Origin of the sequence: Haloarcula litorea (genome assembly GCF_029338195.1) — an archaeon.
In the GTDB taxonomy this organism is placed as follows: Archaea; Halobacteriota; Halobacteria; order Halobacteriales; family Haloarculaceae; genus Haloarcula; species Haloarcula litorea.
This window is the reverse complement of record NZ_CP119779.1, coordinates 754,387-779,017: the sequence shown is the minus strand read 5'-3', so window position 1 is coordinate 779,017 and position 24,631 is coordinate 754,387. Positions and strand designations below refer to the sequence as shown.

At 57.0% G+C, this 24,631-nt stretch carries 17 protein-coding genes and 1 pseudogene; 13 read left to right on the top strand and 5 right to left on the bottom strand.

Going from position 1 to position 24,631, the window contains the following annotated elements; translation table 11 throughout:
• Positions 1-9 precede the first annotated feature (9 nt).
• On the top strand, positions 10-1,200 hold the full coding sequence (gene glmU / locus P0592_RS04095) for a bifunctional sugar-1-phosphate nucleotidylyltransferase/acetyltransferase (protein ID WP_276272997.1): 1,191 nt from the start codon (positions 10-12) through the stop codon (positions 1,198-1,200).
• Entirely contained in the window at positions 1,200-2,990 is a 1,791-nt protein-coding gene (glmS, locus tag P0592_RS04090; RefSeq protein ID WP_276272996.1) for a glutamine--fructose-6-phosphate transaminase (isomerizing), read from the top strand. Before glmU ends, glmS begins: the two co-directional genes overlap by 1 nt.
• Positions 2,991-3,143: 153 nt before the next feature.
• Here the strand turns inward: glmS and P0592_RS04085 are convergent, their stop codons facing one another.
• Positions 3,144-4,331 (bottom strand): glycosyltransferase family 61 protein, encoded by a 1,188-nt coding sequence (locus tag P0592_RS04085; RefSeq protein WP_276272995.1) that lies wholly within the window; start codon positions 4,329-4,331, stop codon positions 3,144-3,146.
• Positions 4,332-4,590: 259 nt separating this feature from the next.
• Here P0592_RS04085 and P0592_RS04080 point away from each other — a divergent pair, with 259 nt between their 5' ends.
• Entirely contained in the window at positions 4,591-5,631 is a 1,041-nt protein-coding gene (locus P0592_RS04080) for a DUF1616 domain-containing protein (protein WP_276272994.1), read from the top strand.
• 8 nt (positions 5,632-5,639) lie between these two features.
• Positions 5,640-7,415, top strand: a complete 1,776-nt coding sequence (locus tag P0592_RS04075) for a hypothetical protein (RefSeq protein WP_276272993.1) — start codon at positions 5,640-5,642, stop codon at positions 7,413-7,415.
• Between the two features lie 50 nt (positions 7,416-7,465).
• Here the strand turns inward: P0592_RS04075 and P0592_RS04070 are convergent, their stop codons facing one another.
• A complete protein-coding gene (locus tag P0592_RS04070; RefSeq protein WP_276272992.1) occupies positions 7,466-8,986 on the bottom strand; it encodes a right-handed parallel beta-helix repeat-containing protein in 1,521 nt (506 codons plus the stop codon).
• 382 nt (positions 8,987-9,368) lie between these two features.
• On the opposite strand from P0592_RS04070, the gene P0592_RS04065 reads away from it, so the two are divergent.
• Complete coding sequence (locus P0592_RS04065) at positions 9,369-10,304, top strand: glycosyltransferase family 2 protein (protein WP_276272991.1); 936 nt, start codon at positions 9,369-9,371, stop codon at positions 10,302-10,304.
• A 187-nt stretch (positions 10,305-10,491) separates the two neighbouring features.
• Entirely contained in the window at positions 10,492-11,730 is a 1,239-nt protein-coding gene (locus P0592_RS04060) for a glycosyltransferase (RefSeq protein ID WP_336406668.1), read from the top strand.
• Positions 11,731-11,813: 83 nt separating this feature from the next.
• Here P0592_RS04060 and P0592_RS04055 read toward each other — a convergent pair whose 3' ends face one another.
• The 3 genes from P0592_RS04055 to P0592_RS04045 form a co-directional block, all read right to left on the bottom strand.
• Positions 11,814-13,058, bottom strand: coding sequence for a glycosyltransferase family 4 protein (locus tag P0592_RS04055; RefSeq protein WP_276272990.1), 1,245 nt, complete (start codon positions 13,056-13,058; stop codon positions 11,814-11,816).
• A gap of 239 nt (positions 13,059-13,297) precedes the next feature.
• Positions 13,298-16,039 (bottom strand): Ig-like domain-containing protein, encoded by a 2,742-nt coding sequence (locus P0592_RS04050; RefSeq protein WP_276272988.1) that lies wholly within the window; start codon positions 16,037-16,039, stop codon positions 13,298-13,300.
• Complete coding sequence (locus P0592_RS04045) at positions 16,036-16,290, bottom strand: hypothetical protein (RefSeq protein ID WP_276272987.1); 255 nt, start codon at positions 16,288-16,290, stop codon at positions 16,036-16,038. Before P0592_RS04045 ends, P0592_RS04050 begins: the two co-directional genes overlap by 4 nt.
• A 437-nt stretch (positions 16,291-16,727) precedes the next feature.
• On the opposite strand from P0592_RS04045, the gene P0592_RS04040 reads away from it, so the two are divergent.
• The 7 genes and pseudogenes from P0592_RS04040 to P0592_RS04010 form a co-directional block, all read left to right on the top strand.
• Positions 16,728-18,089 (top strand): sulfatase-like hydrolase/transferase, encoded by a 1,362-nt coding sequence (locus tag P0592_RS04040; protein WP_276272986.1) that lies wholly within the window; start codon positions 16,728-16,730, stop codon positions 18,087-18,089.
• A 207-nt stretch (positions 18,090-18,296) separates the two neighbouring features.
• The gene (locus P0592_RS04035) at positions 18,297-19,199 is read left to right on the top strand and encodes an alkaline phosphatase family protein (protein ID WP_276272985.1); all 903 of its coding nucleotides are present in this window, start codon (positions 18,297-18,299) and stop codon (positions 19,197-19,199) included.
• Positions 19,200-19,529: 330 nt separating this feature from the next.
• Positions 19,530-20,681, top strand: a complete 1,152-nt coding sequence (locus tag P0592_RS04030) for an FG-GAP repeat domain-containing protein (RefSeq protein ID WP_276272984.1) — start codon at positions 19,530-19,532, stop codon at positions 20,679-20,681.
• 151 nt (positions 20,682-20,832) lie between these two features.
• Positions 20,833-22,335 carry a lipopolysaccharide biosynthesis protein gene (locus tag P0592_RS04025; RefSeq protein WP_276272983.1) on the top strand — a complete coding sequence of 501 codons (1,503 nt, stop codon included), beginning with the start codon at positions 20,833-20,835 and terminating at the stop codon, positions 22,333-22,335.
• Between the two features lie 168 nt (positions 22,336-22,503).
• Entirely contained in the window at positions 22,504-22,800 is a 297-nt protein-coding gene (locus P0592_RS04020) for a DUF8044 family membrane protein (RefSeq protein WP_276272982.1), read from the top strand.
• Between the two features lie 391 nt (positions 22,801-23,191).
• A complete protein-coding gene (locus tag P0592_RS04015) occupies positions 23,192-23,947 on the top strand; it encodes a glycosyltransferase family 2 protein (protein WP_276272981.1) in 756 nt (251 codons plus the stop codon).
• A gap of 139 nt (positions 23,948-24,086) precedes the next feature.
• Positions 24,087-24,482: pseudogene (locus P0592_RS04010) on the top strand (IS6 family transposase); the annotation flags it as partial.
• Positions 24,483-24,631 lie beyond the last annotated feature (149 nt).

The following is a 24,631-nucleotide window of genomic DNA, read 5'->3' as shown; positions in this document are numbered from 1 at the left end:
GATACGGGTATGGACATCGACACGGCAGTGGTCCTCGCCGCGGGCGAGGGGACCCGGCTGCGGCCCCTGACGCGACACCGGCCCAAGCCGATGCTCCCCGCCGGCAACCGCCCGATTCTCTCGCACGTCTTCGACGCCCTGGTCGAGGCAGGCGTCGAGCGACTGGTCGCAGTCGTCGGCTACAAGCGCGACCGCGTCCAGGACCACTTCGGCCCCTCGTACCGAGGCGTTCCGATCACGTACGTCGTCCAGCGGAAGCAGCTCGGCAGCGGCCACGCGCTGTCCCAGGCCCGCGAGAGCGTCGACGGCTCGGTCCTCGTCCTCAACGGGGACCGACTCATCGACGCCGGCACCGTCGAGACCGTCGCCGACGCCCACACGGACTCGGGGGACCCGGCGCTGGCGGTGGTCGAGCGACAGGACACCAGCCGCTACGGGGCCGTCGAGGTGCGGGACGGGTACATCACGGCCCTCGTCGAGAAGCCCCGCGACGGCGACTATCGCCTCATCAACGGCGGCGTCTACGCCTTCCCAGAGGGGATCTTCGCGGCCATCGACGAGACTCCCCGGACCGACGGCGAGCTGGGGCTCCCGGACACGCTGGCCAACCTCGTCGAGACGGGCGGCGTCCGCGGCGTCGAGGTCGACGGGCTGTGGGTCGACGCCACCTACCCGTGGGACCTGCTGACGGTCGCCCGCGAGGTGCTGGCCCGCGGTCGCCCGATCGAGACCGCGGTCGACGAGCAGGTCTGGGTCGCCGACTCCGCCCGGGTCCACGATGCGGCTGTCCTCCGCCCGCCGGTCGTGGTCGGACAGGACTGTGCCGTCGGCCCGAACGCCGTCGTCGGCCCGGACACGGCGCTGGGCGCGAACGTCACCGTCGGCGCGGACGCGGTCGTCGAGGGGAGCGTCCTCGACGACGACACGCGCGTCGACGCCGGGTCGACGCTGCTGGACACCGTCACGGGACAGGACGTCCACCTCGGCGCGGCCACCGTCGTCCCCGGCGGCCCGGGGGACGTCCAGGTCGGCACCCGCGTCTACGAGGCCCAGCGGCTCGGTGCGGTCATCGCCGACCGTGCACGCGCCCGCGGGGACGTGAGCTTCCAGCCGGGCGCCCTGGTCGGCCCGAACGTGACCCTCGACGCGGGCGTGACGGTCCGCGGGAACGTCGCCGAGGGCGCTGAGGTGACCCGCTGATGTGTGGCATCATCGGCTGTGTCGGCCGCGGCGCGGAGACGCTGGACACGCTGGTCCACGGGCTCTCGAAACTGGAGTACCGCGGCTACGACTCCGCCGGGGTCGCGATGGCCGGCGACGGCATCGCCCTCTGTAAGACCGCCGGGGAGATCGACGAGCTGCGCGGGGCACTCGCCGACCGGTCTCTCGCCGGTTCGGTCGGGATCGGCCACACCCGCTGGAGCACGCACGGCCCGCCGACCGACGGCAACGCCCACCCCCACCAGGACTGTCACGGCGACGTGGCGGTGGTCCACAACGGGATCATCGAGAACTACCAGCGCCTGCGCGACGAGCTCGTCGGCGCGGGCCACACGTTCACCTCCGACACGGACACCGAGGTCGTCCCCCACCTGATCGAGGACGCCCTCGAGGCGGGCCACGACCCCGAGGCCGCCGTCCGCGAGGCCGTCTCGAGACTGGAGGGGAGCTACGCCATCGCCGCCGTCGTCGCCGGCACCGAAGCGGTGTTCGCCGCCCGCAACGACTCCCCGCTGGTGCTGGGAATCGACGACGGAGCCACGTACCTCGCCAGCGACGTGCCCGCGTTCCGTGACTTCACCGACCGCGTCGTCTACCTCGCCGACGGCGAGTTCGCTCGCCTCGACGGCGACGGCTGGACGGTGACGGACCACTCGGGCGACCGCGTCGAGAAGACAGTCGACACCGTCGACTGGGACCCCGAGGAGACGGGCAAGAGCGGCTACGACCACTTCATGCTCAAGGAGATCCACGAGCAGCCGCGCGCGTTGCGGCAGTGCCTGCGCGGGCGCGTCGACGAGATGGCCGGCTCGGTCGACATCGACGACCTGGGGGACCTCTCGCCGACGGGCGTCCAGTTCGTCGCCTGCGGGACCTCCTACCACGCCGCGATGTACGGCGCCCACCTGTTCCGAGACGCGGGCATCCCCGCCCAGGCGTTCCTCGCGAGCGAGTACGCCACCGCGACCCCGCCCATCGGCGACGCGCTCGTGGTCGGCGTCACCCAGAGCGGCGAGACCGCCGACACGCTCTCGGCGCTGCGGGCCGCCCGCAAGCGGGGCGCGCGCACGATGGTCGTCACCAACACCGTCGGCTCGACGGCCGCCCGCGAGTGCGACCACGCCCTCTACATCCGGGCCGGGCCGGAGATCGGCGTCGCCGCCAGCAAGACCTTCTCCTCGCAGCTGGCCGCGCTGAACCTCCTGGCGCTTGGCACCACGAGCACGACCGACACGCGCGAGATAATCGCCGCGCTGCGGGACCTGCCCGGCGACCTCCAGCGGGTGCTCGACGAGTCGGCGGCCGAGGCCGTCGCCGAGACCTACGTCGACTCCGACGCCTACTTCTTCATCGGCCGGGGCTACCAGTACCCCGTCGCGCTGGAGGGCGCGCTGAAGATGAAGGAGATCACCTACAAGCACGCCGAGGGGTTCGCCTCGGGCGAACTCAAGCACGGCCCGCTCGCGCTGGTCACCGAGAAGACGCCGGTGTTCGCCGTCGTCACCGGCGACGGCGAGCAGGCCCGCAAGACCGTCGGCAACGTCAAGGAGGTCGAGGCCCGCGACGCCCCCGTCGTCGCGGTCACCGACGGGCGGAGCGACGTCGAACGCTACGCCGACCACGTGCTGGAGATCCCCGAGACACACCAGCGGACCGCGGCCGTCCTCGCGAACGCCCACCTCCAGATGGTCTCGTACCACGTCGCGAACAAGCTGGGCCGGAACATCGACAAACCGCGGAACCTCGCCAAGAGCGTCACCGTGGAGTGAACCGGGCTGAGATAGAGTGGCCGATTCAACACTGTCAGCGGCCGCTAATTGGTTCCAGCTCAAACTTCCGTTTGCGATACTAGGCTGAAACTGTCTCAATACAAGTTGATGAAGAGTTAAATCGCGTCCCGGTGAGCAGTAGCGTGCTCAGTCTCACACTTGTTGTATCATCTCCTCTATTTGATCTATATTCGCTATCAGATCTTCTCCGTGTGCCACACACGGAACACAGCCATACCTGTGTCCGAGAATCTCTGCGAGGTGAAAGAAGCACGGCTTGTGTTTCGCCCCGTAGAGTTCGATGATCGAAACATCATCTGAATAAATAATATCCGCCAGTCCAGCCCCGTGTGGGGCTATAATCTTCTCCGCCTGTACGAACAACCGAATTGCATTTTCCAGCGACATTTTACTGAGTTCAACCTTTGCGAATCCCTCGTTGTACAGCAGTTCCATGAGCTCTCTCTCGTTGATCACCCTCCGACAGAGAGCATCATCTCTAGATATGTATATATTAGATGGATAGTTCCCTGCATCGATATCTATATTTTCTAGCACTCTGTCTCTCACCCACTCAATTAGTGATAACTTATACCGTTTTCCGTACGGGACCACCAATCGATCAATATGTAATTTCCCACCGTCATACTGAAATATATTTCCTGATTCGTATCCAAAAATTTCTAGATAATCAAGCTTCCAATCCGGCGGCTCGGCACCGATGATAATTGTGGGTTCCCTGTTTGCTTGTTCGATATACTCCTCTACACCTTTCAACCGCGGTAGAAAATCCATAACCCAGTGAGCATAGTTATCGGCCCGAGAGTTGTCGAAAACAACACCTAGGTCAATATTATCCGCTGGTGGAGAAGGACCAACTCTCGATATCTCTTCGATTAGAATGCTCTGGAACAGCTGTACGTTACTTGTTCCTTGAGCCTCGGGGACATATTTACCATCCGCCGTTTTAACGTTTGCTGTCGGTCCCGTGATGTCAATATCTCGTAATTCACAGACAAACGGCCGCTCTCGCTGGCAGGTACCTACCCTGTTGCGAAATTCCTTCGGTATCGGTCCTGGATGGATCGGGCTCCCGATTTGAACTTCTTCATCTGAATGATAGTACATAAATTTATCGTCTGATAAAGATTCAAATATATCGTCTCTACTCAGACATCTTTTATCGAGATAACTGTCAATATCGAATTTCAGTAGGTCAGTCATCGTAAACTGAGTAGATTTTGATACCAGTCCCAGCCATCCAGACTGAGCGTAGTATCGAAGCGCCTGCTGTCCCAACCGGGACTTGGTCTGTCTCGTCATTTTATCTATTATGCTCATATTATCAGTATAGAACATATTTCACCCACAGTTATTGTTATGGACGCATAAATTTCGAACCCTCCTCTGACGGACCTCGAGTACAACCACAGTTCCATCGCAAATTTCAGTTGAAATAACACTAAGCGAAAATATTACATATAGTTGGAAATCACATATGGTTCAACGGTAAACGATCGTTTGCGTACTGCCGCTGCCGTTCCGATTGCCAGCATTAACAGGCAATTACTCTTGAGGCCGTGTGTGCTGTGGATTTGTGATGGCAGAAAGCTCGCAACCGGCGGGAAATTCGAGGTTTTTTCCGCTTGACCTTGTCGTCGTGGCGTTACTCGGGGTGTGGACGACTGGTATTGGACTCGGACTGATCGGCGGTTCACCGGCTAGGTTCGAGCTCGGATTACTGGCAATCCTGTTCATACCCGGGTATGCCGTTGTATCAGCTCTTTTTCCGGGGCATCATATCGGGATTGACGCCTTTGACAGCGTCGGATATTATTTCAGCGAAGAGCGAAACCAGCGACCGGCACCACGGCACCTAATTTCGATCGTTGAACGCTTGGTTCTTAGTATTGGGTTGAGCGTCTGTCTAGTTCCAATTGTTGGTCTCGTGCTCATTTCCAGCCCCTTGGGGGTGCAACCGCAGACTTTCCTCAGCACCATCGGAATAGTGACGATGACATTAGCGGTGGTTGCGGCGGTTCGACGTACGAACGTCACACCGGCAGAACGGTTTACGACCGGAATTATCAGGCCTACTCCTGACGGGGCCAGTATACTTACAGCATACCGACGAGCGTCATCAGTGACTGTCGTGTTTTCGATCGGCATCCTGATTGCGGGGGCCGGTATCGGATATGCGGCGACAACCTCCCACCCGGGAGAACAGTTCACCGAGTTCTACCTCATCACCGACACTACCGGCGGTGGGGACGATGGTGCCGACTCGAACCCAATCACGCTCGCGGAACCTGAAACACTGCAGATCGGAATTTCGAATTATGAGGGACGAGAGACGGAGTACACAGTCGTCGCCGTACTAGAGCTGCTCGAAGAGGGTAATGTCCGCGCGTTCCGACAGTTACAGACGTTTGATATTCGTCTCGCGGCTGGCGAGGAGACTAAGCTCACGCATACAGTTGGTCCAGTATCGGCCGAAGATGACGCCAGACTCTCGTATTTATTGTTCAAGGGACCACCTCCGAGAGGAGAGACGGGTGGAGTGATTTCAGACCGCGCCTACCGGCAGGTCCACGTCTGGGTCGAGAGCCCGCAGTCAAGTGAAGGAAACTCAGAGGACTGAATAGGAATATGCAGTTGAGGATATCGAGGTGGCTCTCGTTCGTCGGACTCACGTTCCTACTCGCCGCGACTGCCATCGCGATAGTCACTCCTCCAGCAGAGCAGTACGAGATATCCCTCTACGCCGCTTACCCTGTACACTTTTGGGTGCTGATCATAGGCGCGCTGACCACTGGGGCCCTTGCGATAGCCTTGAGCGCGAGGTCGGAGCAGGATCACTCCTGGTTGTTAGGGCTGCCTATTATAATTCTTACAAACCTCTTGATCCTACTGTTACCGTTTGTCCGTGGATACCCGATGTACGGGCGAACTGACCCGATGTCACATATTGGATTCGTAATAGATATATTTTCATATGGGGAGATAGGACCGAACATATATCCGCCGGCCCACCTCCTCACGATTGCTGTTGCTGATGCGACGGGACTCGATCTGATGACGGTTGCTATGCTCCTCCCGGTGGTATTCTCGCTGTTGTATTTCGGGTCGCTGTTCTATCTGCTCGTTACGTTATTTACATCCAGGAAAGAGGTGCTACTTGGGCTCCCGTTCGCGATGCTGCCCGTTCTTCGGTTTGCACATCTTGGAATGCGGCCGTTCGACCTGAGTGTTATGTTGATTCCTCTCACACTATATCTCTTTTTCAAGGGTCAGCGCACTCCCACACGGTCGGTACGGGTTGCCTTCGTTATCGTCTTGATTGCGCAGCTGCTGTACCATCCACTGACTGCGGTTTTCGTAATAGGGATTTTTATGCTGTCCCTGGCAGGCAGGCACGCGCCTCGAATACGGAAGCGATATGCCAGCCCGACGAACGTTCTTTCGCTCTCACTTGCACTATTCCTGTCCTGGTATTTCAACTTTGTTGGAATTATAGTCCGCTTCAGGAAGCTCTACTTCACGCTGTTGGGGACCAACAGCGGCGTTACGCCAGCATCGCGATATCGATCGACAATAAATGAAGCCTCGCCACCTTTGATTGACATACTTCGGGTTGCGACGTTCAAGTACGGCATAGAGTTCTTACTGATCGGTTTTGGCCTTGCTTTCGTTGCGGCCGCAGTATTCCTGATGTTCCGGAGAAATATGATCCTCGACACGTACTCACTCATTCTCTCGGGGACGCTGTTTATCTTCGGCGTCGGCGGGTTTTTATTCCTATTGATGGACTTGATCGTCGGACCGGGCCGGGCATTCCAGATAGCGAAGATCTGCGCCATCACGCTTACGGGACCGTTATTCTATGTCCTTTGGGAGTACATCGACTGGACCGATCGGTGGCCCGGGACAGAGACGGGGTTCTGGACTATCATCACAGTTGCGCTGCTACTGACAGCTGCGTTGTCGACCTTCAGCGTGTATAAATCGCCCCTTGGATCGGAGCGAAACCCGCAGGTCACCGAAATGGAACTTGAGGGGACGCAGTGGCTACTGGAAAATGGGAACAGAACGGAAAACCTTGCTGTTATTGGAATTCCGCACCAGCGCTACCACGATGCCGAGTTCGGCGTTCGTGCATCGAATAACTTCACAAGACAGCCGGTTCCAGCCCATTTCAATTATCGGAACAACACGTATCTGGGTGCAAGCTATGAGAGCGACGTATATCTCACAATAACACGGAAAGGACGTATTGTTTATCCAACGGTGTTTCCCGATTATAGAAGTAAATGGCGGTTCACGCCTGGAGAGTTCAGAAGACTCGAACGTGATCGAACTACGAACCGCATCTACGATAATGGGGACTACACGCTGTACTTCGTCAACGGTACAGCAACAGAGTGAGAAACTAATCGAGTTCGAGAACCGTTCATCGGCTCAAAACGGAGTCACCGTCAGGAGCGTGAACTGGCACCACGGTAGTATCCCGTAACGCCGACATCCGCTACGATGGGAACAGTCGGGTCAAACGGTGTCGGACGCTGATTGTCTGACTCAATAACTATCTCACCTGGATCACCGAGGCCCCCGGAATTACCACTGCGGAAAAGACGTTTCACAATCCCTCCGGACTGTTCTGTCTCAAACACCTTTCCGTTACAGTTATGAACAGAAAGCCGATTGATAGCTACGTCCCTGAATTTACCGCCGTTCCTGTCGCGCAACACTTCATCATCGTTCCGCATATTGGAGTTCATAATGAGTACCTGATCACCCTCTACCATCAACTCACCAATACGACACTGGATTGCGTAGCTTGTCAGGTTATGCGATACCACGTTCTGGAGGTAGAGGGTGGGTGTTGCGTCGGCTCGGTCGGAGATGCGCTGGACGAAACACCGGCCGTAGAAGTTTTCGCCGTCGATCGCGTCGAGTTTGGATTCGAGCGACGGGGTGTTGGCGCGGTGGTAGACGCGTCGGACGTCGAAGCGCGAACTCGCGCTCAGTTTACAGAGGTTCGCGCCGGTTCCCGACACGTAGCAGTCGTGCATTCGGATCTCGCCCTCGTTGTAACGGACGTCGATAGCGCTGCCCGAGCAGTCGACGAATAGCGAGTTCGTCACTTCGAGAGGGTTTCCCTTCGATGCGTGGGTGGAGATGTGGTGACCGATGTGACCACCGTTCGAGTAATTATGGTCCGCGATGGCTGTCTCCTCGAACGTGCAATAATCCACTGACCGTAGCATATCCCGGCCCAGGATGGCCTCTTGATACCATCCGCGCACGTGGACCCGAGTGAGATGGGCGTCACCCGCTCCCTTCATATTGATGCAGCGCGAGCCGCCGCCTTTCGCCCGGAGATTCGAGAGGTTCTCGTAGTTTCCGTCGAGGCGGACGTCAGCTATCTCGACAGTTCCGTGGTCGACTCCGTCGGCGTAGTAGAAGCCCGTCTGGATCGGATAGGCGTCGTCGTCGGTGTGTCGACTGACCGCGAGTGTCGACTTTACTGCACTCTCGCCGTAGATGGAGATTCCTGGAGGTAGCCTATCCTCCTTCCCAAAGATAACGTACGGCGAGAATCCCTCCTCCTCGGCGCCGAAATAAAACGTTCCGGCTGGAATATAAATATCGCCGTTTGCGCCGGCGGCATCAGCCGCGCGCCGGATTGCACGTAAGTTCCGCACCGCGGCGCTCAAGCTCGGATCATTAGGGTTTGGCCTTGCGCCGTGCTCCCGAATACTCACAGCGCCGGGTGGGCCGCTTGGTGTCTGGGTTGGTTCGTGCGTTTCCGTCCGTGTTGGGTTGCGCTTGTCGGGCGTTTCAGTTTCTGAATCAGTACCCGGCTCAGTATCGCCGACATACGGGACCTCGTCAAAAAACAACACGATACTGGCCAGAAGGGCTGACAACGTGCCGATGAGGGTGAGAATCTTTCGGCGGCTGAGATCACTGATTGACTCCGTATCGTCCTCCATATTTTCAGCCAAGACACGAGTTCATAGCACAGTCTATGGTCGGGCTACTTACGAGAGGGAACTGACTTAACACCGCTGGCACGTCATACGTTCGACGGCGTCTCGTATAGTTATATATCACATATTTATGAAGAGATGAAACGGCTGAGGATACGTGATAAAACAGAAACAACATACTTGGACCGTAGTACGGGAATACACGGAAGTCAATCAGATGTGGATCGTATCCAACTAGGTGTCAAGTTCATTCGCCTCTGACATCTCACACGACGGTCCGTACGATTAGAATCCTCGGGTAACTATGAATTACTCAAATACCTGGGTCCGAAACGGTAGTACAATGACCGTACGTCGCGTATCGGCAGATGGGGGACGGCCGCTCGTGAGTGTCGTCCTTCCGACCTACGGTCGGAACGAATATGTCGAGCGAGCGATCGAGAGCGTTCTCGACCAGACGTACGAGAACATCGAACTGTATATCGTCGACGATGGATCGCCGACGCCGGTCTCGGAGACGCTGGCGGGGATGGACTTCGACCGTCTCGAAGCCGTGACGTTCGTCCGGCACCACGAGAATCGGGGAGCGAATGTCGCCCGTAATAGCGGAATTCGTGCGGCAACGGGGAAGTACATCGCGTTCTTGGACGACGACGACTGGTGGGTGGAGACGAAGATCAGCCGGCAAGTCAGTGCATTCGAGCGGGCTGGCCCTGAAACGGGTGTTGTCTACACCGGCGTGCGGAAGGAGGCACCGACGGGGACCACTGTCACCAGGCCGACGGCGGAAGGGAACGTTGTCAAAGAGCTGTTGACAGGCAAGACTTTTGGGCAGTTCTCGTCGGTAATGGTTGACACTGATGTCATCAGTACCGCCGGACTGCCGGACGAGCGGTTTCCCGCTTGGCAGGACCGTGAATGGTTTTTCCGGCTGGCCCAGCACTGTGAATTCGCCGCCGTCTCAGACCCGCTAACCCACCGCCAGACCGACCTACCGGACAGCATCACAAAGAAATTTGAGCAGAAGCGCGACGTTGCATATCCGCTGTTCGTAGCAAAGCACCGTTCGTTGGCCGAGGAACATGGTTTCTATTATACCCAGACGTTTCTCGCTTCGATGCGCAGGTCGCTGGCCCGGTCCGCAGCACGAGCGGGGAGATACCGCGAGGCACGAAAATTTTTCGTACTGGCATTTCTGGCAAATCCGTTGCATCGGCCAGTCCACGCACACCTCGTCGCATCGCTCGGTGGTAAGTGGACGTACGAAACTGCTGGTCTAGTACGTCGGTCGCTGGACCACGTCCGCTCACTCCTTCGGTAAGCGGTGATCGTAACCCTCGCCCACTACGACTGTGACGCCGCTTCGACGACTAACTGGTCTATAACCAAGCCCTATTGAGCGTACTATTTTGAGAATGAACATCACGGGATCTCGGAATGAAAAGACGTGTCCTCCCTCAAACCGAACAGACTGTAGTGAGCGCTCCTTCCTGACAGCCCTGCGGCGTTTGGCAGCCGCCACGGATGAGGAGGTGCCAGCGACAAGTGACCGGGACGCCACAGACCAGCCCTCCTCCGACACGGACTGCCAGACGAGGCCAGTGGCGGAGCTGACGGGTGAAGACCGACCGCGACTCGCGTTTTTCATTCCTGACCTGTCTGTCGGTGGGGCTGAACAGGTCACCGTCACGATCGTGAATGGCCTCGTTACCCGTGGATACGAGGTTGACTTGCTCGTCTCGCGACTGCAGGGTGAACTGCGGTCCGAACTCTCGGAGCTGGTGACAGTCGTTGAATTGCCCCCATCTCGGACCCCCGTGCTGGGGGTCGCCGCTCACCTGCCGGCAATCGTCACATATCTCCGTCGTAGCGAGCCGGCGGTCTTGTTCCCACAGTTGGCGCATCCGAGCGTGGTGTGTCTCGCGATAAATAGATATATGGATGTCGACACAGCTATAATTCCAACTCACCACTCGGCGTTCGGCGAGGGCACTAACGGGACCACGAAAGATGTCGTCGTTAATCGGCTTGTGCCGCGGCTATATCCCGCGGCTGATCGGATTGTCGCCGTTTCGCGTGGCGTTGGCGACAGCATCGTCGACCGGACACCAGTCGAGAGTGAGGACCTGTCTGTGTTGCACAATCCTGTTGATGTGGCTGCGATCAGGGAGAGCGCCCAGGAACCGGTTGACCACGAGTTTATAATGGATGACGACACCGATGTCATCTTATTCGTTGGCAGGCACGCACGACAGAAAGATCTTGGAATATGGCTTCGAGCGTTCGAACAGGTGCACAACCAGGTTCCCAGTGCCCGGGCGGTAATCGTGGGAAAGGGGCCGCACCGGGAGGAGTTGCTGACGACTATTGACGAGCGCGGCCTCTCGGATGTCGTGTCCGTGCCAGGCTTTGTCCAAAATCCATATAAATATATGAATCAGGCGGACGTGTTTCTCCTCTCCTCACGGTACGAAGGATTGCCGACCGTGCTGATCGAGGCGCTAGCGGTCGGGTGTCCGGTCGTCTCCACCGACTGCCCAAGCGGGCCGCGCGAGATCCTTGACGACGGGGACTACGGGCGGCTCGTACCAGTCAGTGACTCCGCTGGACTGGCAGATGCTGTCGTGGAAACACTAGCCGACCCCGGTGGGAGCGAGAGACTGCGCGACCGAGCGAACGATTTCGCCCCGAACGCAGTGCTTGACGAGTATGAACGGTTCATTCAGAAACACGTTACACGGACCTGACCCGATGCCTCGGCTCATACCGATAATATATTACGCCCCCTTACTGAATGAATTCTAGAGGGGGTCCGGTGTGTCGCTTCCGCTCACCGCGGTGAATTGGGGCTAGAACGCTCGCCTTCTTCTCTCGGGTACGGTCGCTCACCCTCCTCGAGTATCGACCTATGGATACTGGATAGCCGCTCAGCGTGTGCCTCCCAGGTCCAGCCTTCGGAGACGAGTCGCTCCCGGGCATTAACCCCCATACGCTTCTGCATCTCTCGGTTATTGATGAGGTTATTGATAGCTGTCGCGAGGGCGTTAGGGTCTTCAGGCGGGATCAGCGTTCCAGTTTCCCCGTCCACGACCTGCTCCGGGATGCCCGATACATCCGAGGCGATGACGGCTGTCTCACTAGCCATCGACTCGTATACAGTGTTGGGCCTGCCCTCCGCGCGGCTCGGGAGGATAAAGATGTCCGCAGCAGTAAACCACCTCCGCAGGGCCAGCGGCGGAACCTTCCAGAGTACCTGGTACCCCTCGTGTGAACTTGTCTCGAGCGCCTCGATAAGACGAGTTCGGAGGTCGCCATAGTGGCCGACGAACACGAACTGGACGTCCTCGTGCCGTATCTGGTCCAGCCCCGCACGGATTTCGTGAATTCCCTTCCGCTCGGTGTAGCCGCCGCAGAACAGGATCAGTGTCGTCTCTGGCTTCACCCCGAGCTCGCGACGTATCTGCGCCTTTCTCTCTGTCGGATACCGGGATGGGTTGGCCCCGTTCGGGAGGACAACAGCCTTCGGTTCGTCGAGGATGTCTTCCGCTATCTTGGCAAGTGACTCACTCACACAGAGAATCCGGTCCGCATAGTCGAGCGTCTCCCTGACTTTCCGCTTACTGATTTCGGAGAGGGTGTGGTAATTGTTTAGAATCTTTCCTCGACCCATAACAGTCAACGGGATGTTGTGATCTCGACAGTATGGGAGCAGCGCATACCCGTCGTAGTGGATGTGGCCAGCGTGACAGATATCTGGCGTCGAGAATTCTCGCTCGGTGAACTTTGGCACCATTCTCGAGATCGACCACGACGACAGTGTGTATTTGAACAGTTTCTGCGGCAGCAGGTAGGCGAACCGCGGGTAGTGTACCTCGTGTGTGTCATAGCTGTACTTCGCAGGGATGTTGCCGAACTCCGAGTACGGCCCGACTGGCGGGGCAGTCGGACGCGGGGAGATCACGTCGGTTCTGACGCCCGTCTCGCTGAGAGATTTTATAGAACGGTAATTGAACACGCCCAGATACGGATTGAACGGGTCAGGGTGGTTCGCCGCGCTGATGACCGCGTGATACATATACCGCAAATCTTCCTCGAGTAGAAAAAGTATAGACTAGATACTCTCAGATCCGTCACTGCTGGCGTCAAATAACGGTAACACGGTGAACCGACCGCGGACCAGCGGAAGGAGCATCCCCTCTCGTTCGAGCTTGGCTCACGTGTTCCGGATCACGACGATTGGTTGTGTCACGAAGACGGACGCTCCGTAGGGTGTAATCAGATGCTCCGTCCCGAAAGCGAGCTGTTCGCGCGATTTCAGAGGGTTTTGCTCTCGGTGTGAGTCCGGTTTTCGGTGTCGTTGACCGTGAGTCGAATCTCGTCAGCGGTGCCCCTGTCACGCAGCGCGTGCAGGTAGCTCGCGCTGTCACCGCTGATTCGGGTGCTCTGTGCCGACACGACTGCACCGTTGTGTCGGAGCGTGGAAACGACCATATCGAGGTCCGCGCTCGAATCCGCGACCGACCAGTCGATCTCGTACTCGTTCCAGTCCTGGTTTTTCGTCTGAGTCACGCTGAACTCTTCGACGACTGGCGCGTTTTTGACCGTCGCGTCGATTTTTGCGCTTGCACTGTTACCCGCAGAGTCGGTTGCCCGGGCCTCGAGTGTGTGCGTGCCGTCGGAGATCGTCGCGGTGTCCCAGTCGGCCTCGTACGTCCCGGTGTTCGAATCGTAGGCCATCGTCGACCAGGAGCCGCCATCGGTTCGGTATTCGACCGTCAGCGAATCGTCGCTGTCCTCGCTGTCGCTTGCCGTCGCTCGCAGACTCACTGTACCACCGAGCGTACTCCCACTTGACGGGAACTGCCACGAGATCGAGGGGCTTTCGTCTTGCTTGGTCGTTTCGTCGCCGCCGGCAAACTGCGCCGAGGCACCGCCTGTCGCGACACTGAACACGTCCGTCTCGACTCGACCGGCATCGTACGATCCCAGTCCGACCCAGCCGTTCGAGTGGTCCGTATCGGTTAGGGTGACGTCCCAGTCGGCCGGTTCGGACTGATCAGCCTGCCAAATCTTCGCTTTCACCGTGTCTCCCTCCACTCGGAACCGTCGGTAGTAGAACGTATCTTCTACCGGCGTTCCGAACCGTTTGAGGGTGGCTGTGCTTCCGTTTGTGTACTTGCCGAGTCGGAAGGCGTTCCGCCGGTTCTCCACTTCAATCCAGTAGCCGTTTTCGTTCCCGCCGGAAACCGACGCACGGAGGTACGCCCGGGCGTGGAAGCCGAGGTCGCTGTCGGAGTTGAAGACAGGAACGCGGAACTTGTCGAGCAGTTCGACGTCGGCGGGCTTGCCGACCGTGTCGTAGGACGCGCCGTAGCGTGTCCGGTTGCCCCCGCTGTGTTCGAACGCGAGAGCGTACCCGCCAGTGAACTCGGAGCCGGAAATTATACTCCAGTCGTCGTGGGAACTCTCCCAGCGTGGCGTCCAGTCGTTGAAAACCGGACCCCTGACAGCTATCTCGATTTTTGCGCTTGCACTGTTACCCGCAGAGTCGGTTGCCCGGGCCTCTAGTGTGTGCGTGCCGTCGGAGATCGTCGCGGTGTCCCAGTCGGCCTCGTACGTCCCGGTGTTCGAATCGTAGGCCATCGTCGACCAGGAGCCGCCATCGGTTCGGTATTCGACCGTCAGCGAATCGTCGCTGTCCTCGCTGTCGCTCGCTTCCACTTGAAGATGAACCACGTCACCCTCTGTGACGCTGTTCGTCGGTGACTGCCAGGAAACCGATGGTGACCCGTCGGTGTTGGCGGCTATTCCGACCTCGCTCGCTGCAGGGGTGGCTGGCTGGAAGGGAGTCCCACCGGGATTGTCAGATTTGATGGTGATGTTTCCGGGACTCCCGAGTCCGCTCTGGTTATTATCCCTGGTGAGCGTGGCGATGGTCCCGTCGGAGTGCTGTGTCCCGAACAAGTTCTCTTTACAGTCGTGGATCGACAGCCGGTCCACGCTGACGTTCGTGAAATAACTATCGCTGTGATCCCGGAGGACTTCGTCGGGGATCGAGAACGTCGAGTTGTGGATTGCGACCATATCTCCCTCGAGAACCAGCTGTCCAGCGCCGGCCTGAATCGCATAGCCCATATGATCGCGGGTTTCCACGTTCTGGAGGTAGAGGGTGGGTGTTGCGTCGGCTCGGTCGGAGATGCGCTGGACGAAACACCGGCCGTAGAAGTTTTCGCCGTCGATCGCGTCGAGTTTGGATTCGAGCGACGGGGTGTTGGCGCGGTGGTAGACGCGTCGGACGTCGAAGCGCGAACTCGCGCTCAGTTTACAGAGGTTCGCGCCGGTTCCCGACACGTAGCAGTCGTGCATTCGGATCTCGCCCTCGTTGTAACGGACGTCGATAGCGCTGCCCGAGCAGTCGACGAATAGCGAGTTCGTCACTTCGAGAGGGTTTCCCTTCGATGCGTGGGTGGAGATGTGGTGACCGATGTGACCACCGTTCGAGTAATTATGGTCCGCGATGGCTGTCTCCTCGAACGTGCAATAATCCACTGACCGTAGCATATCCCGGCCCAGGATGGCCTCTTGATACCATCCGCGCACGTGGACCCGAGTGAGATGGGCGTCACCCGCTCCCTTCATATTGATGCAGCGCGAGCCGCCGCCTTTCGCCCGGAGATTCGAGAGGTTCTCGTAGTTTCCGTCGAGGCGGACGTCAGCTATCTCGACAGTTCCGTGGTCGACTCCGTCGGCGTAGTAGAAGCCCGTCTGGATCGGATAGGCGTCGTCGTCGGTGTGTCGACTGACCGCGAGTGTCGACTTCTTGGGTCCATCGCCTCGGATTGAGATACCGCGTGGCTCAGCACCACCGAACTCGAAGAACGAGGAGCGGTTGTCGCGCGCGAAATAATAGGTGCCAGCGGGCACGTACACTGTCCCATTATCTCCAGCGGCATTCGCTGCGTCTAAGACTGCTCGCCAATTCTGCTTCGCCGACGAGAAATCAGGGTCATCTGGGTTCGGCACAGCACCGAAATCTGAGATGTTTTCGGTACTCATTGTGCGTAGCGACTGAAATCGAGAGTGTGGGTTTCAGACTGTGCGCTAACAGGCGTGGAGGTCGCGACCAGTCCGGAACTGAACCCGAGCGCCGACACGATAGACATCACTCCGACCACCAAGTAATTTCGGCGGGTAAGGTCGTCCTTATCGACGTTGGCGGATTCCTTATTACCGTAACATCCGTCGCGCCGACGGGTCACTTGGGAGTCTGCAGTGGCGACTTCTTTCGGCGATTGGTCTTCTTGCATACAGTGTCTGAGGTAAGGAGACCTTGAATAAGTCGTTCCTACCACACACTCGCAAAAATGACCAGTATAGGGACGTTTTACCTTTATTTAGTTACCAGTTAATAATGCAGTAATGATATACTACCCGGGGACCGCTCCTGTTCGACTACGACACTGGTAGAAGCGTAGCGAAAGTCGGGAGAGAGGTGATATCGCCCAAAAATTGTCTGGTGGTAATACGCAGTTACCACTTCGCCAGCCGGGAGTAAGCACCTGTAGTGGCGGGGAGTATAACTCGAAATCCGCGCTCCTCGGTGGATTAGCATCCGCATTATTAAACGCCTCGGGGATATCTAACGGCCTGTGACCCCTCGGTTCCAGTCGACAAAATCCGGAATACCGATTCAGGCATCAGCCGAGACGACTGGGATCCCCAAACACACAGACAGCCGATACGAATGAAGAATATTGTTTTCATCACGGTAGATTCGTTGCGAGCGGACTACGTCTTCGGTCCACGTGCGCCGGACTCGATTGGGACTCTCTCCTCGATAAGCGATCAGTGGCGTAGTTTTCCAAACGCGTTCGCGAACGCCCCCTACACGAAGCAGTCCTTTCTATCGCTCCTAAGTGGGACATATCCGTGGACGTTTGATTCACCGGAAGACGGATTCGAACAAGACAGGCCTCACGTGGCAGAATTACTGTCGGAGTCAGGCTATGTCACGGGAGGGTTCCATACGAATACATACCTCAGTCCGACATACAATTACGACCGTGGATTTGACTACTATTTAGGCCGGGACACAGGGGGGATCTCCGATACCGAGAGCGCGGTGAGCGCCAGATTCAGTACGATGGTTGAACGGGCGGTAACGATGCGAGGGCTCTCACGAGCCATCTTCTGGGCGTACAAAAACGCCGGAAAGAAGCTCGGGGTTCAGCTGGGGAGCAACCTCTATAAACCGGCTTCGGAACTCAACGACGCCGTTATTGACTGGGTAAAACAGTGCTCGCGGCCTGTGTTTGCCTGGGTTCACTATATGGACGTACATAACCCGTACTACCCACACGAGGGGACCGTCAGCGAGAATATCAGCCGTCGAAAAGCAGTAAAGTTGTTCCATAAGGTCAACGACCTGCGCAGCGATGCCGACGACGAAGACATCGCCACGCTGGAACGACTGTACCGGGGAGAGATCGAATATTTCGACCGGGAACTCGGGGACCTGCTGGACCGTCTTGACCGGACGCTCGGACTCGACAATACGCTCGTTGTTTTCACCTCAGACCACGGAGAAGCGTTCAACGAACACGAGTACGTCTTTCATCCCGGCAGTGCGCTCTACGAGGAGAACGTTCACATCCCACTACTGGTCCGAGGCACTGACATCGAACCGATTGAAGTGTCGACTCCCGTTACAAACGCTGATATAGTTCCGACAATACTCAGGGCTGCTGGGGTCAAGCCACCCGCGTCTACTGTTGGAATCGATCTGTCGTCGATTGAAGAACAGTCGGGGGAGAGAGTCGTGTTCGTTGAGAGCTACGACAAGACCGATGGTGGTGTGATGGCAACCGACGGCCGGTATAAGTTGATACGGGATCTCGAGACGGGTGAGGAGTCACTGTACGACCGACGACGGGAAGAGACAGAAGTCACGCTCCACACGCAAGAGTATAACAACGTATATACGACCCTTCGGTCGGAACTCGACGAACACCTGCGGACGGTCACGCAAAGAGAGAGCAACGATTCAAACGTCGAAGTTACCGAGGATGTCCGACTCCGATTGCGGAAGCTTGGCTACGACGAGTGAGGTACCTGAGCCCTAGCTGAGTACGAGGACACCGCTCACCCGTTAACGACCAGGATCGGTGCCAGACGTGACAGTAGGTGCGGAGATGTAGGGTCCGTTGCGGATCTACCGTACAAAAAGGGTGAGTCAGATCCCCGGAAATCAGCAACAGACTGTCTCAATTAAGAATGATATTATAATAACCACGCGCCGGCATAGGGCTCGCTAATGTACTCACTGAACCAGATCCTGACGGGAATCCGGAATCCCGATATCCTCCGCCGTGAACTGAACCGGCTTTACTACCGACGGCTCTACACGTGGGAGTACAACAGAGACGGGATTGACGTGTTTGCGGCCGACTGGGACAACATCCTCATTCTTGACGCGTGCCGATACGACTTATTTAAAGATGAGAACACACTGCCGGGCTCTCTTGAGAGCCGCCAGTCTCGCGGCTCAAGCACTGTCGAGTTTTTAAAAGCGAACTTCGGCCATCGGGAGCTGAACGATGTTGTCTATGTAACTGCGAACCCGCAGCTCTACAGGCACGACTCTATTTCTCCCTCGTTACACGCAACGGTGAATATCTGGGACGAAAACGGCTGGAACGATGATTATCGGACCGTAATGCCCGAGACTGTCACGGAGTACGCGAGACGGGCTGCAGACGAGTACCCCAACAAGCGTTTAGTTGTTCACTACATTCAACCCCACTACCCCTTTATTGGACCAACGGGAAAAAAGCATTTTAACCTCGATAGCCTCGCATTCTGGAAGCAAGTCAGGGACGGGAAAGTATCGGTTTCGAAAGATGTTATTAGCGAAGCCTATCGTGAGAACCTGCAGCTTGCGTTACCCTACGTGAAGGAGTTGATCGAGCGACTTGAGGGGAAAACTGTCGTGACGTCAGACCACGGGCAGGCCCTCGGAGAGCGTAGCGGCCCGACTTTGAGTCGCTGTTTCGGACACCCCGCAGGTATATACACCGATGAACTGGTCGAGGTGCCGTGGCTGATCCACGAAACCGGTCAGCGGAAGGATATCGTCGCCGCAGAGTCGGAGAATGAAGTGAATGTCGACAACAGTGTCGTCAAGGACCGTCTAAAGGAACTCGGCTATGCCGACTGAATGATTCACAGTCGGGACCCCACTGAGGTCCTGATCAGTAGCGATCTGAGAATCCACATCTCTTCAACTAGATAGTATGTCCCCGCCGAGTATATTATGTCGGTTCAATTGAGGGGAAATACAACGTATAATATGACCGGCTACATAGCCGAATCCAGCACAGTAATCGGGTTGCGGACAGTCGAAGACTCGCCATATAATATTTTCAATATCTGAACGGCGAACTGGATATGGATAACATCGCAGACAGCGGACTGCCCGCCGATCTAGATATAGGAGGCGACTACTGATTACGCGTCTACTCTGAAGTTGTTGGTGAGTACCGATATAATGGTGGAATTCAGACACGAGAGAGTCGACGACCAACCACCCTGCGTAAAACTCGGGTTCTGTCTCGCGGTCGATCTTACTGGGAACGGCTGTGATGACATCGTCGTCGGCGGGTACGGTGACGGGTTCCCCGGGAAAGAGTATCTCTGGCGCGCCGAGCAAGCAGGTGTTCCCACGGGTTCGCTCCGCTCCGGGCTCGGGATCGACGAGTCCAATCTATTCTGGTATGAAAACCCGGGGTTCGAGCGCCACGAAGTCTCGTTCACTCCCGCGCTTGACGTTGGCGGCGCAGTCGGCGATATAACGGGTTCAGGGAGTCCTAATGTGGTGGCTGGACAGGGACTGAACAACACGGATGTATACTGGTTTGAGCCAGGTTCAGACCCACGCACGCGTTGGAACCGGTATCTGCTCACGAGCAGGTTCGAAAAGTACCACGATCTGCTCGTCGCCGATGTCGATAACGACGGGGACCCCGAAGTTGTCGGCCTCTCACAAGAGGATGAGACGGTATTCTACTACGATATCCCGTCAAACCCCCGCGAAGAACCGTGGCCGGATCGATGCCTGCACGTAGTTGACGGCACCCTCGAAGTCGAGGGCGTAGCGGTTGTCGACATCGACGGTGATGGACAGACCGAGATTATTGCCGGCCCTCACATATTCCACCGTGACCCAGACACCGCAGCTGGCTGGCGCCGGGAGCAGATCGCATCTGGGTGGGACAACACCCGCCTCGCCGTCGCGGACCTCGACAACGACGGGGAGTTAGAGGTGGTGCTCTCGGAGGGAGACTCTCCGCATCTAGGGACACATCCGGGACGGGTCGCTTGGTTCGACCCGCCTGAATGGGATGAGCACGTGCTGGGAGACGATTTCTTTTGTCCACACACGCTCGAAGTTGCGGATTTCAGCGGTGACGGCCGGCTCGACATCTACGTTGCCGAGATGGGGCTGGGGAAACAGGAAGAGCCTAGGCACGTCATTTTTGCAAACTGCGGTGACGGAGAGTTCACGGAGCGGACTGTCTATACTGGGATCGAGACACACGAAGCGAGTGCAGTTGACCTGACCGGCAACGGACTTCCGGATATTGTCGGGAAATCGTACGGCCCAGACCACCACGTGGATATCTGGTACAATACGATATGAATCGGGGTTACGAAGAAACTGGGTCCTCACTTGAGTGGCGTACCGAACTAAAAAGATCAGGCTTGACTGGCCTATCGACTCACCGATCCGTGCCAGCTCCGAGCCAGACCACCGTCGGAGCTGAACCAGCACGAGACATCCACAGACAGGTATGAAAGAGAAACTGCGGGCGCTCGTCCGACGACTACTCCCGACCGGAGGTATCGTTGAGCAGACAGTTCTGAGCGGCGCGTGGATGGGGGCTATGAACTTCGTCGGACGGGGCCTCCAGTTGGTGATGGTCGTCATCCTCGCGAACCTCCTGGATCCAAGTGACTTCGGACTGCTCGGAATCGCCTTGCTGGTCTTGAGCGGACTCAACAAATTCTCTAAGCTGGGTCTTGACGCGGCAGTAATTCAGGACAAGGAAAACGATATCGACCACTATATAAACACGATGTGGCTGATGCAACTCAGCCGCGGGGCGCTCATCGCGGGGATAATGATCGCGATAGCTCCGCTTGTCGGCTCCGTATTCAACGAACCGCGTGCAGTTCTCGTCGTCCAAGTTCTCGCTCTCTCACCGCTTTTGGAAGCCGCTCGGAATCCCGCTGTCGTGTATTTCCAGAAGAATATGAACTTCCATATGGAGTTTCTCTATCAGATGAGCGGATCTATTACCCGGTTTGTCGTCTCGCTTGCGTGGGCGATAGTTTCTCCAACGGTCTGGGCACTGGTCGCTGGACTTCTCTCGGCCCGGTTTCTCAGGATCGTATTCTCGTATCTTGCGCACGACTACCGTCCCTGGCCAGAGTTTAATATCGAGTACGCAAAGGAACTCATTAACTTCGGAAAGTGGATTACGGCAAACTCGATACTCTATTTCCTATACAGCGAGGGCGATGACGCAGTCGTCGGATGGCTACTCACGTCAACCGCGCTGGGATTCTACCAGACAGCTTACCGACTGTCGAACGCCCCGGCGACAGAAATCACCCAGGTGATTGCGAACGTGATGTTCCCCGCGTTTTCGACCTTACAGGAAGATATCGCTGCGATGCGTGAGGCGTACTACCGGATGTTGCAAATGACGATGTTCATCGCCTGCCCGATGGCGTTCGGCATAGCGGCTGTCGCAGAGGTATTCATTCTGACATTTATTGGCGAGGAGTGGATCGCGATGGTGGTCGTTATGCAACTGCTCGCGGGGTACGGGCTTATGAGGGCACTCGGGAAGACGATGGGGCCGCTCTGGAAGGCGATTGGCCGCCCCGACTACGTGACGAAGCTCTCTGCACTCAGAGTCGCTATCCTCGCGGTCTTGGTCATTCCGATGACCAATCGGTTTGGCATCGAGGGGACTGCGTTCCTCGTTTCGGCGGTGTATCTCTTCCCGATGCTGCCTATCGACACGTATCTTATTATTCGTTCAATAGAGGGGTCGTACCGACGCTTTGCCGAAGAAATCGTGTATCCGCTGGTAGCCAGCATCGGGATGTTTGTTGCTGTCGGACGGGTTGACCAGTTATTCCCCGGTGGAGCAGGAATCCTCGAGTTCGTGACCCTCGTTGGTGTCGGCGCCGTGGTTTACACTGCATTAGTCGGAGTATTCGCATTCAAATTTGAGTGGAATATCGAGGAGAACCTCAGGTCGATCGTCGATGCAGTCATCTGACACCTGGCCTGAGGGATCTGCAGTGCGGACAGAAGGTCGAAGCGAAATTCCGAACGCACTTTTCCAATTACGTGGTTTCTACCTCGGTCCGACAGACCGCACGTCCGACGTTACTAAGTCCTCTGACCTACCACGTGTCTGTAAATAAGACCTTCTTCAGCGATACATATGGTGAACAAACTGAACACCGAGGCCGCATCACGCGTCCGACAACAGTTCTGGCTCTATCTGCTCTCCCAGCTGGGATTCCTCGCGATCGCACCGCTGCTCCTGAGATTGTTCGGGTTGCTCGATCCGGAGACGATATTTGTCGCGTGGTTCCTCTGGTTTCTGGCTATGAGCGAAGTGTTCGCACCGCAACTGTCCGACGCAGGGTGGTGGAAATGGATCGGTCTGATCCGAGTTGCTGGATACGTAGCATTCACTTTCGTTATGATTCAACGAGTCGTTCCTGTTCTGCAGTAGCCAATCAGCTATGTGAGATACTCCGTCCGGGTCAATTTACGAGCGAAACGTTGGCGCGGAGAAACTGCCCGCGTCCCGCGTTTAATACATAAAATAGGTCTCTTTGGCCTCTCGTGCCGACTAGCGATAGGATGAAACGCGCGACGCGGTGGTTGAAATCTAACAGAGGAGGTCAAACCGGTACCACGTCACAGGGTGAGAACCGTACGCGTATCTACTGAGTGGGAGTCAAGACCGTTCCAGAGATCAGTCCGTCGGGTCCGTGCCTCTAAACATACGCGTTACACTCGGACCCCCCTCTCAAGCCCATCTATAGTAAAAAATGATTACTGTGATTGCGTCCGTATAATAATATATTGAGAGGAATTACAAACCGGTGGCGAGACAGAGAATGCGGCCCGAACTTACTGTCGTCGTTCCGACGCTACAGACAGAAGAAGAGATCCCGGTGACGTCGACTCTCAGGGCGTGTTCGTTCGAGGACTACGAGCTAATACTCCGTGATGATGAGCCGGTGACGAAAGCCCGTAATGAAGGAATAGCGCGAGCCAAGGCGAACAAGATTATTTTCCTGGACGACGACTCGGAAGTGGAACCCGGCTATTTGTCACTGGCTGCTGAAATCTTGGAGTCCGAAATGGCTTTCGCAGGGCGGACCATACATCCCAGAGACGACATCTTCGCCACGCACTTCACGGGACACTACAGTTTCGGGGACGAGCCAGGGTACGTTGACCGATTCTGGGGGAATAATATGGGTGTCAGGAAAGAGGTGTTCGAAGCAGTCGGCGGCTGGGACGAGAATATTGGCTGGGGTCACGAGGAAAAAGACCTCGCCAGGCGGGTCATCGAAGAATTTGATATATACTACGATCCAAACCTCGTCGTCTATCACCCCTATGCCGACTCACTAGTGGACTTCTGGAAGAAACAGCACAGACTTGAACGTCAGGCGCCGTACTGCTGGGACAAAGAGGGAATTTCGAAGACAGAGAAACTACGCCGAGTAGTTAATCCGCTCTTCGACCCTTGGAATTACCTCGGACGAACGCCAGTCGTAGCAGCTGCCAGAACTGGTCGGACACTTATGCGATTCTCCGGACGAGTGTCCGGGTTGGTAACTCACTGGCGCAGACAGCGTCAGTAAATTGGAACTATAGAAGCCTCACACACGGTGACCGAGTACTGCCGAAATTGTTTCCACCTCTGTCGATAGTGTTTGTGAGGGCGAGACGGGCAGCGTTTAGTTAACCGTAACGTGAGGCGGGAGAATTTCCTGGCGGTCTATGGCAGAACTCGCCCGCCCCAACGGTCGTGGAGAGTCGATTGATCTGGATTCTGTGGAGCGCGACCGGGCACCCGGGCAGGCGATGAAGCTGGGTATTCAATCACACGTTTCGGGACTGTCGCTGTCGAATACCGTCGAACTGCTCGATCTCTGGGGTTGCCAACGGTCGCGGCAAGCCATCCACGGTCGGGTGCAGAAAGCCGATCTACAGCCAGAATCTGAGCGACCTCCGAATCAGGTCACGCTCGACGAAACGGGGATTCGCATCAACGATAAGCAACTCTAGCTGTACGCCGCCGATCCGGAAACGAACCGACTGCTTCAGATCCGCCTGTTTGCGACGACTACGACCACCCGCACGGGGATATCTCTCCGCGAACTTCAGCGAAAACACGGTGAACTCCCACAGCTCAGCGCTCGTCCTGCTCTCTGGTGTGTAATCGTTCTCTGACTCCCCCTACGCCGAGGCAGGCTACTGGAAGACGATTCGCCAGCTGTGATCCTCATCCAACCACTGGCAGTAGGACACCTATACTAATTCAA

Bases quoted from the DNA above. Each gene is read 5' to 3' on its own strand.
- P0592_RS04020 (WP_276272982.1), top strand. From the start codon at position 22,504: ATGGTGAACAAACTGAACACCGAGGCCGCATCACGCGTCCGACAACAG.
- P0592_RS04075 (WP_276272993.1), top strand. From the start codon at position 5,640: ATGCAGTTGAGGATATCGAGGTGGCTCTCGTTCGTCGGACTCACGTTC.
- P0592_RS04050 (WP_276272988.1), bottom strand. From the start codon at position 16,039: ATGAGTACCGAAAACATCTCAGATTTCGGTGCTGTGCCGAACCCAGAT.
- glmU (WP_276272997.1), top strand. From the start codon at position 10: ATGGACATCGACACGGCAGTGGTCCTCGCCGCGGGCGAGGGGACCCGG.
- P0592_RS04080 (WP_276272994.1), top strand. From the start codon at position 4,591: ATGGCAGAAAGCTCGCAACCGGCGGGAAATTCGAGGTTTTTTCCGCTT.
- P0592_RS04015 (WP_276272981.1), top strand. From the start codon at position 23,192: ATGCGGCCCGAACTTACTGTCGTCGTTCCGACGCTACAGACAGAAGAA.
- P0592_RS04055 (WP_276272990.1), bottom strand. From the start codon at position 13,058: ATGTATCACGCGGTCATCAGCGCGGCGAACCACCCTGACCCGTTCAAT.
- P0592_RS04070 (WP_276272992.1), bottom strand. From the start codon at position 8,986: ATGGAGGACGATACGGAGTCAATCAGTGATCTCAGCCGCCGAAAGATT.
- glmS (WP_276272996.1), top strand. From the start codon at position 1,200: ATGTGTGGCATCATCGGCTGTGTCGGCCGCGGCGCGGAGACGCTGGAC.
- P0592_RS04030 (WP_276272984.1), top strand. From the start codon at position 19,530: ATGGTGGAATTCAGACACGAGAGAGTCGACGACCAACCACCCTGCGTA.
- P0592_RS04040 (WP_276272986.1), top strand. From the start codon at position 16,728: ATGAAGAATATTGTTTTCATCACGGTAGATTCGTTGCGAGCGGACTAC.
- P0592_RS04035 (WP_276272985.1), top strand. From the start codon at position 18,297: ATGTACTCACTGAACCAGATCCTGACGGGAATCCGGAATCCCGATATC.
- P0592_RS04045 (WP_276272987.1), bottom strand. From the start codon at position 16,290: ATGCAAGAAGACCAATCGCCGAAAGAAGTCGCCACTGCAGACTCCCAA.
- P0592_RS04025 (WP_276272983.1), top strand. From the start codon at position 20,833: ATGAAAGAGAAACTGCGGGCGCTCGTCCGACGACTACTCCCGACCGGA.
- P0592_RS04085 (WP_276272995.1), bottom strand. From the start codon at position 4,331: ATGAGCATAATAGATAAAATGACGAGACAGACCAAGTCCCGGTTGGGA.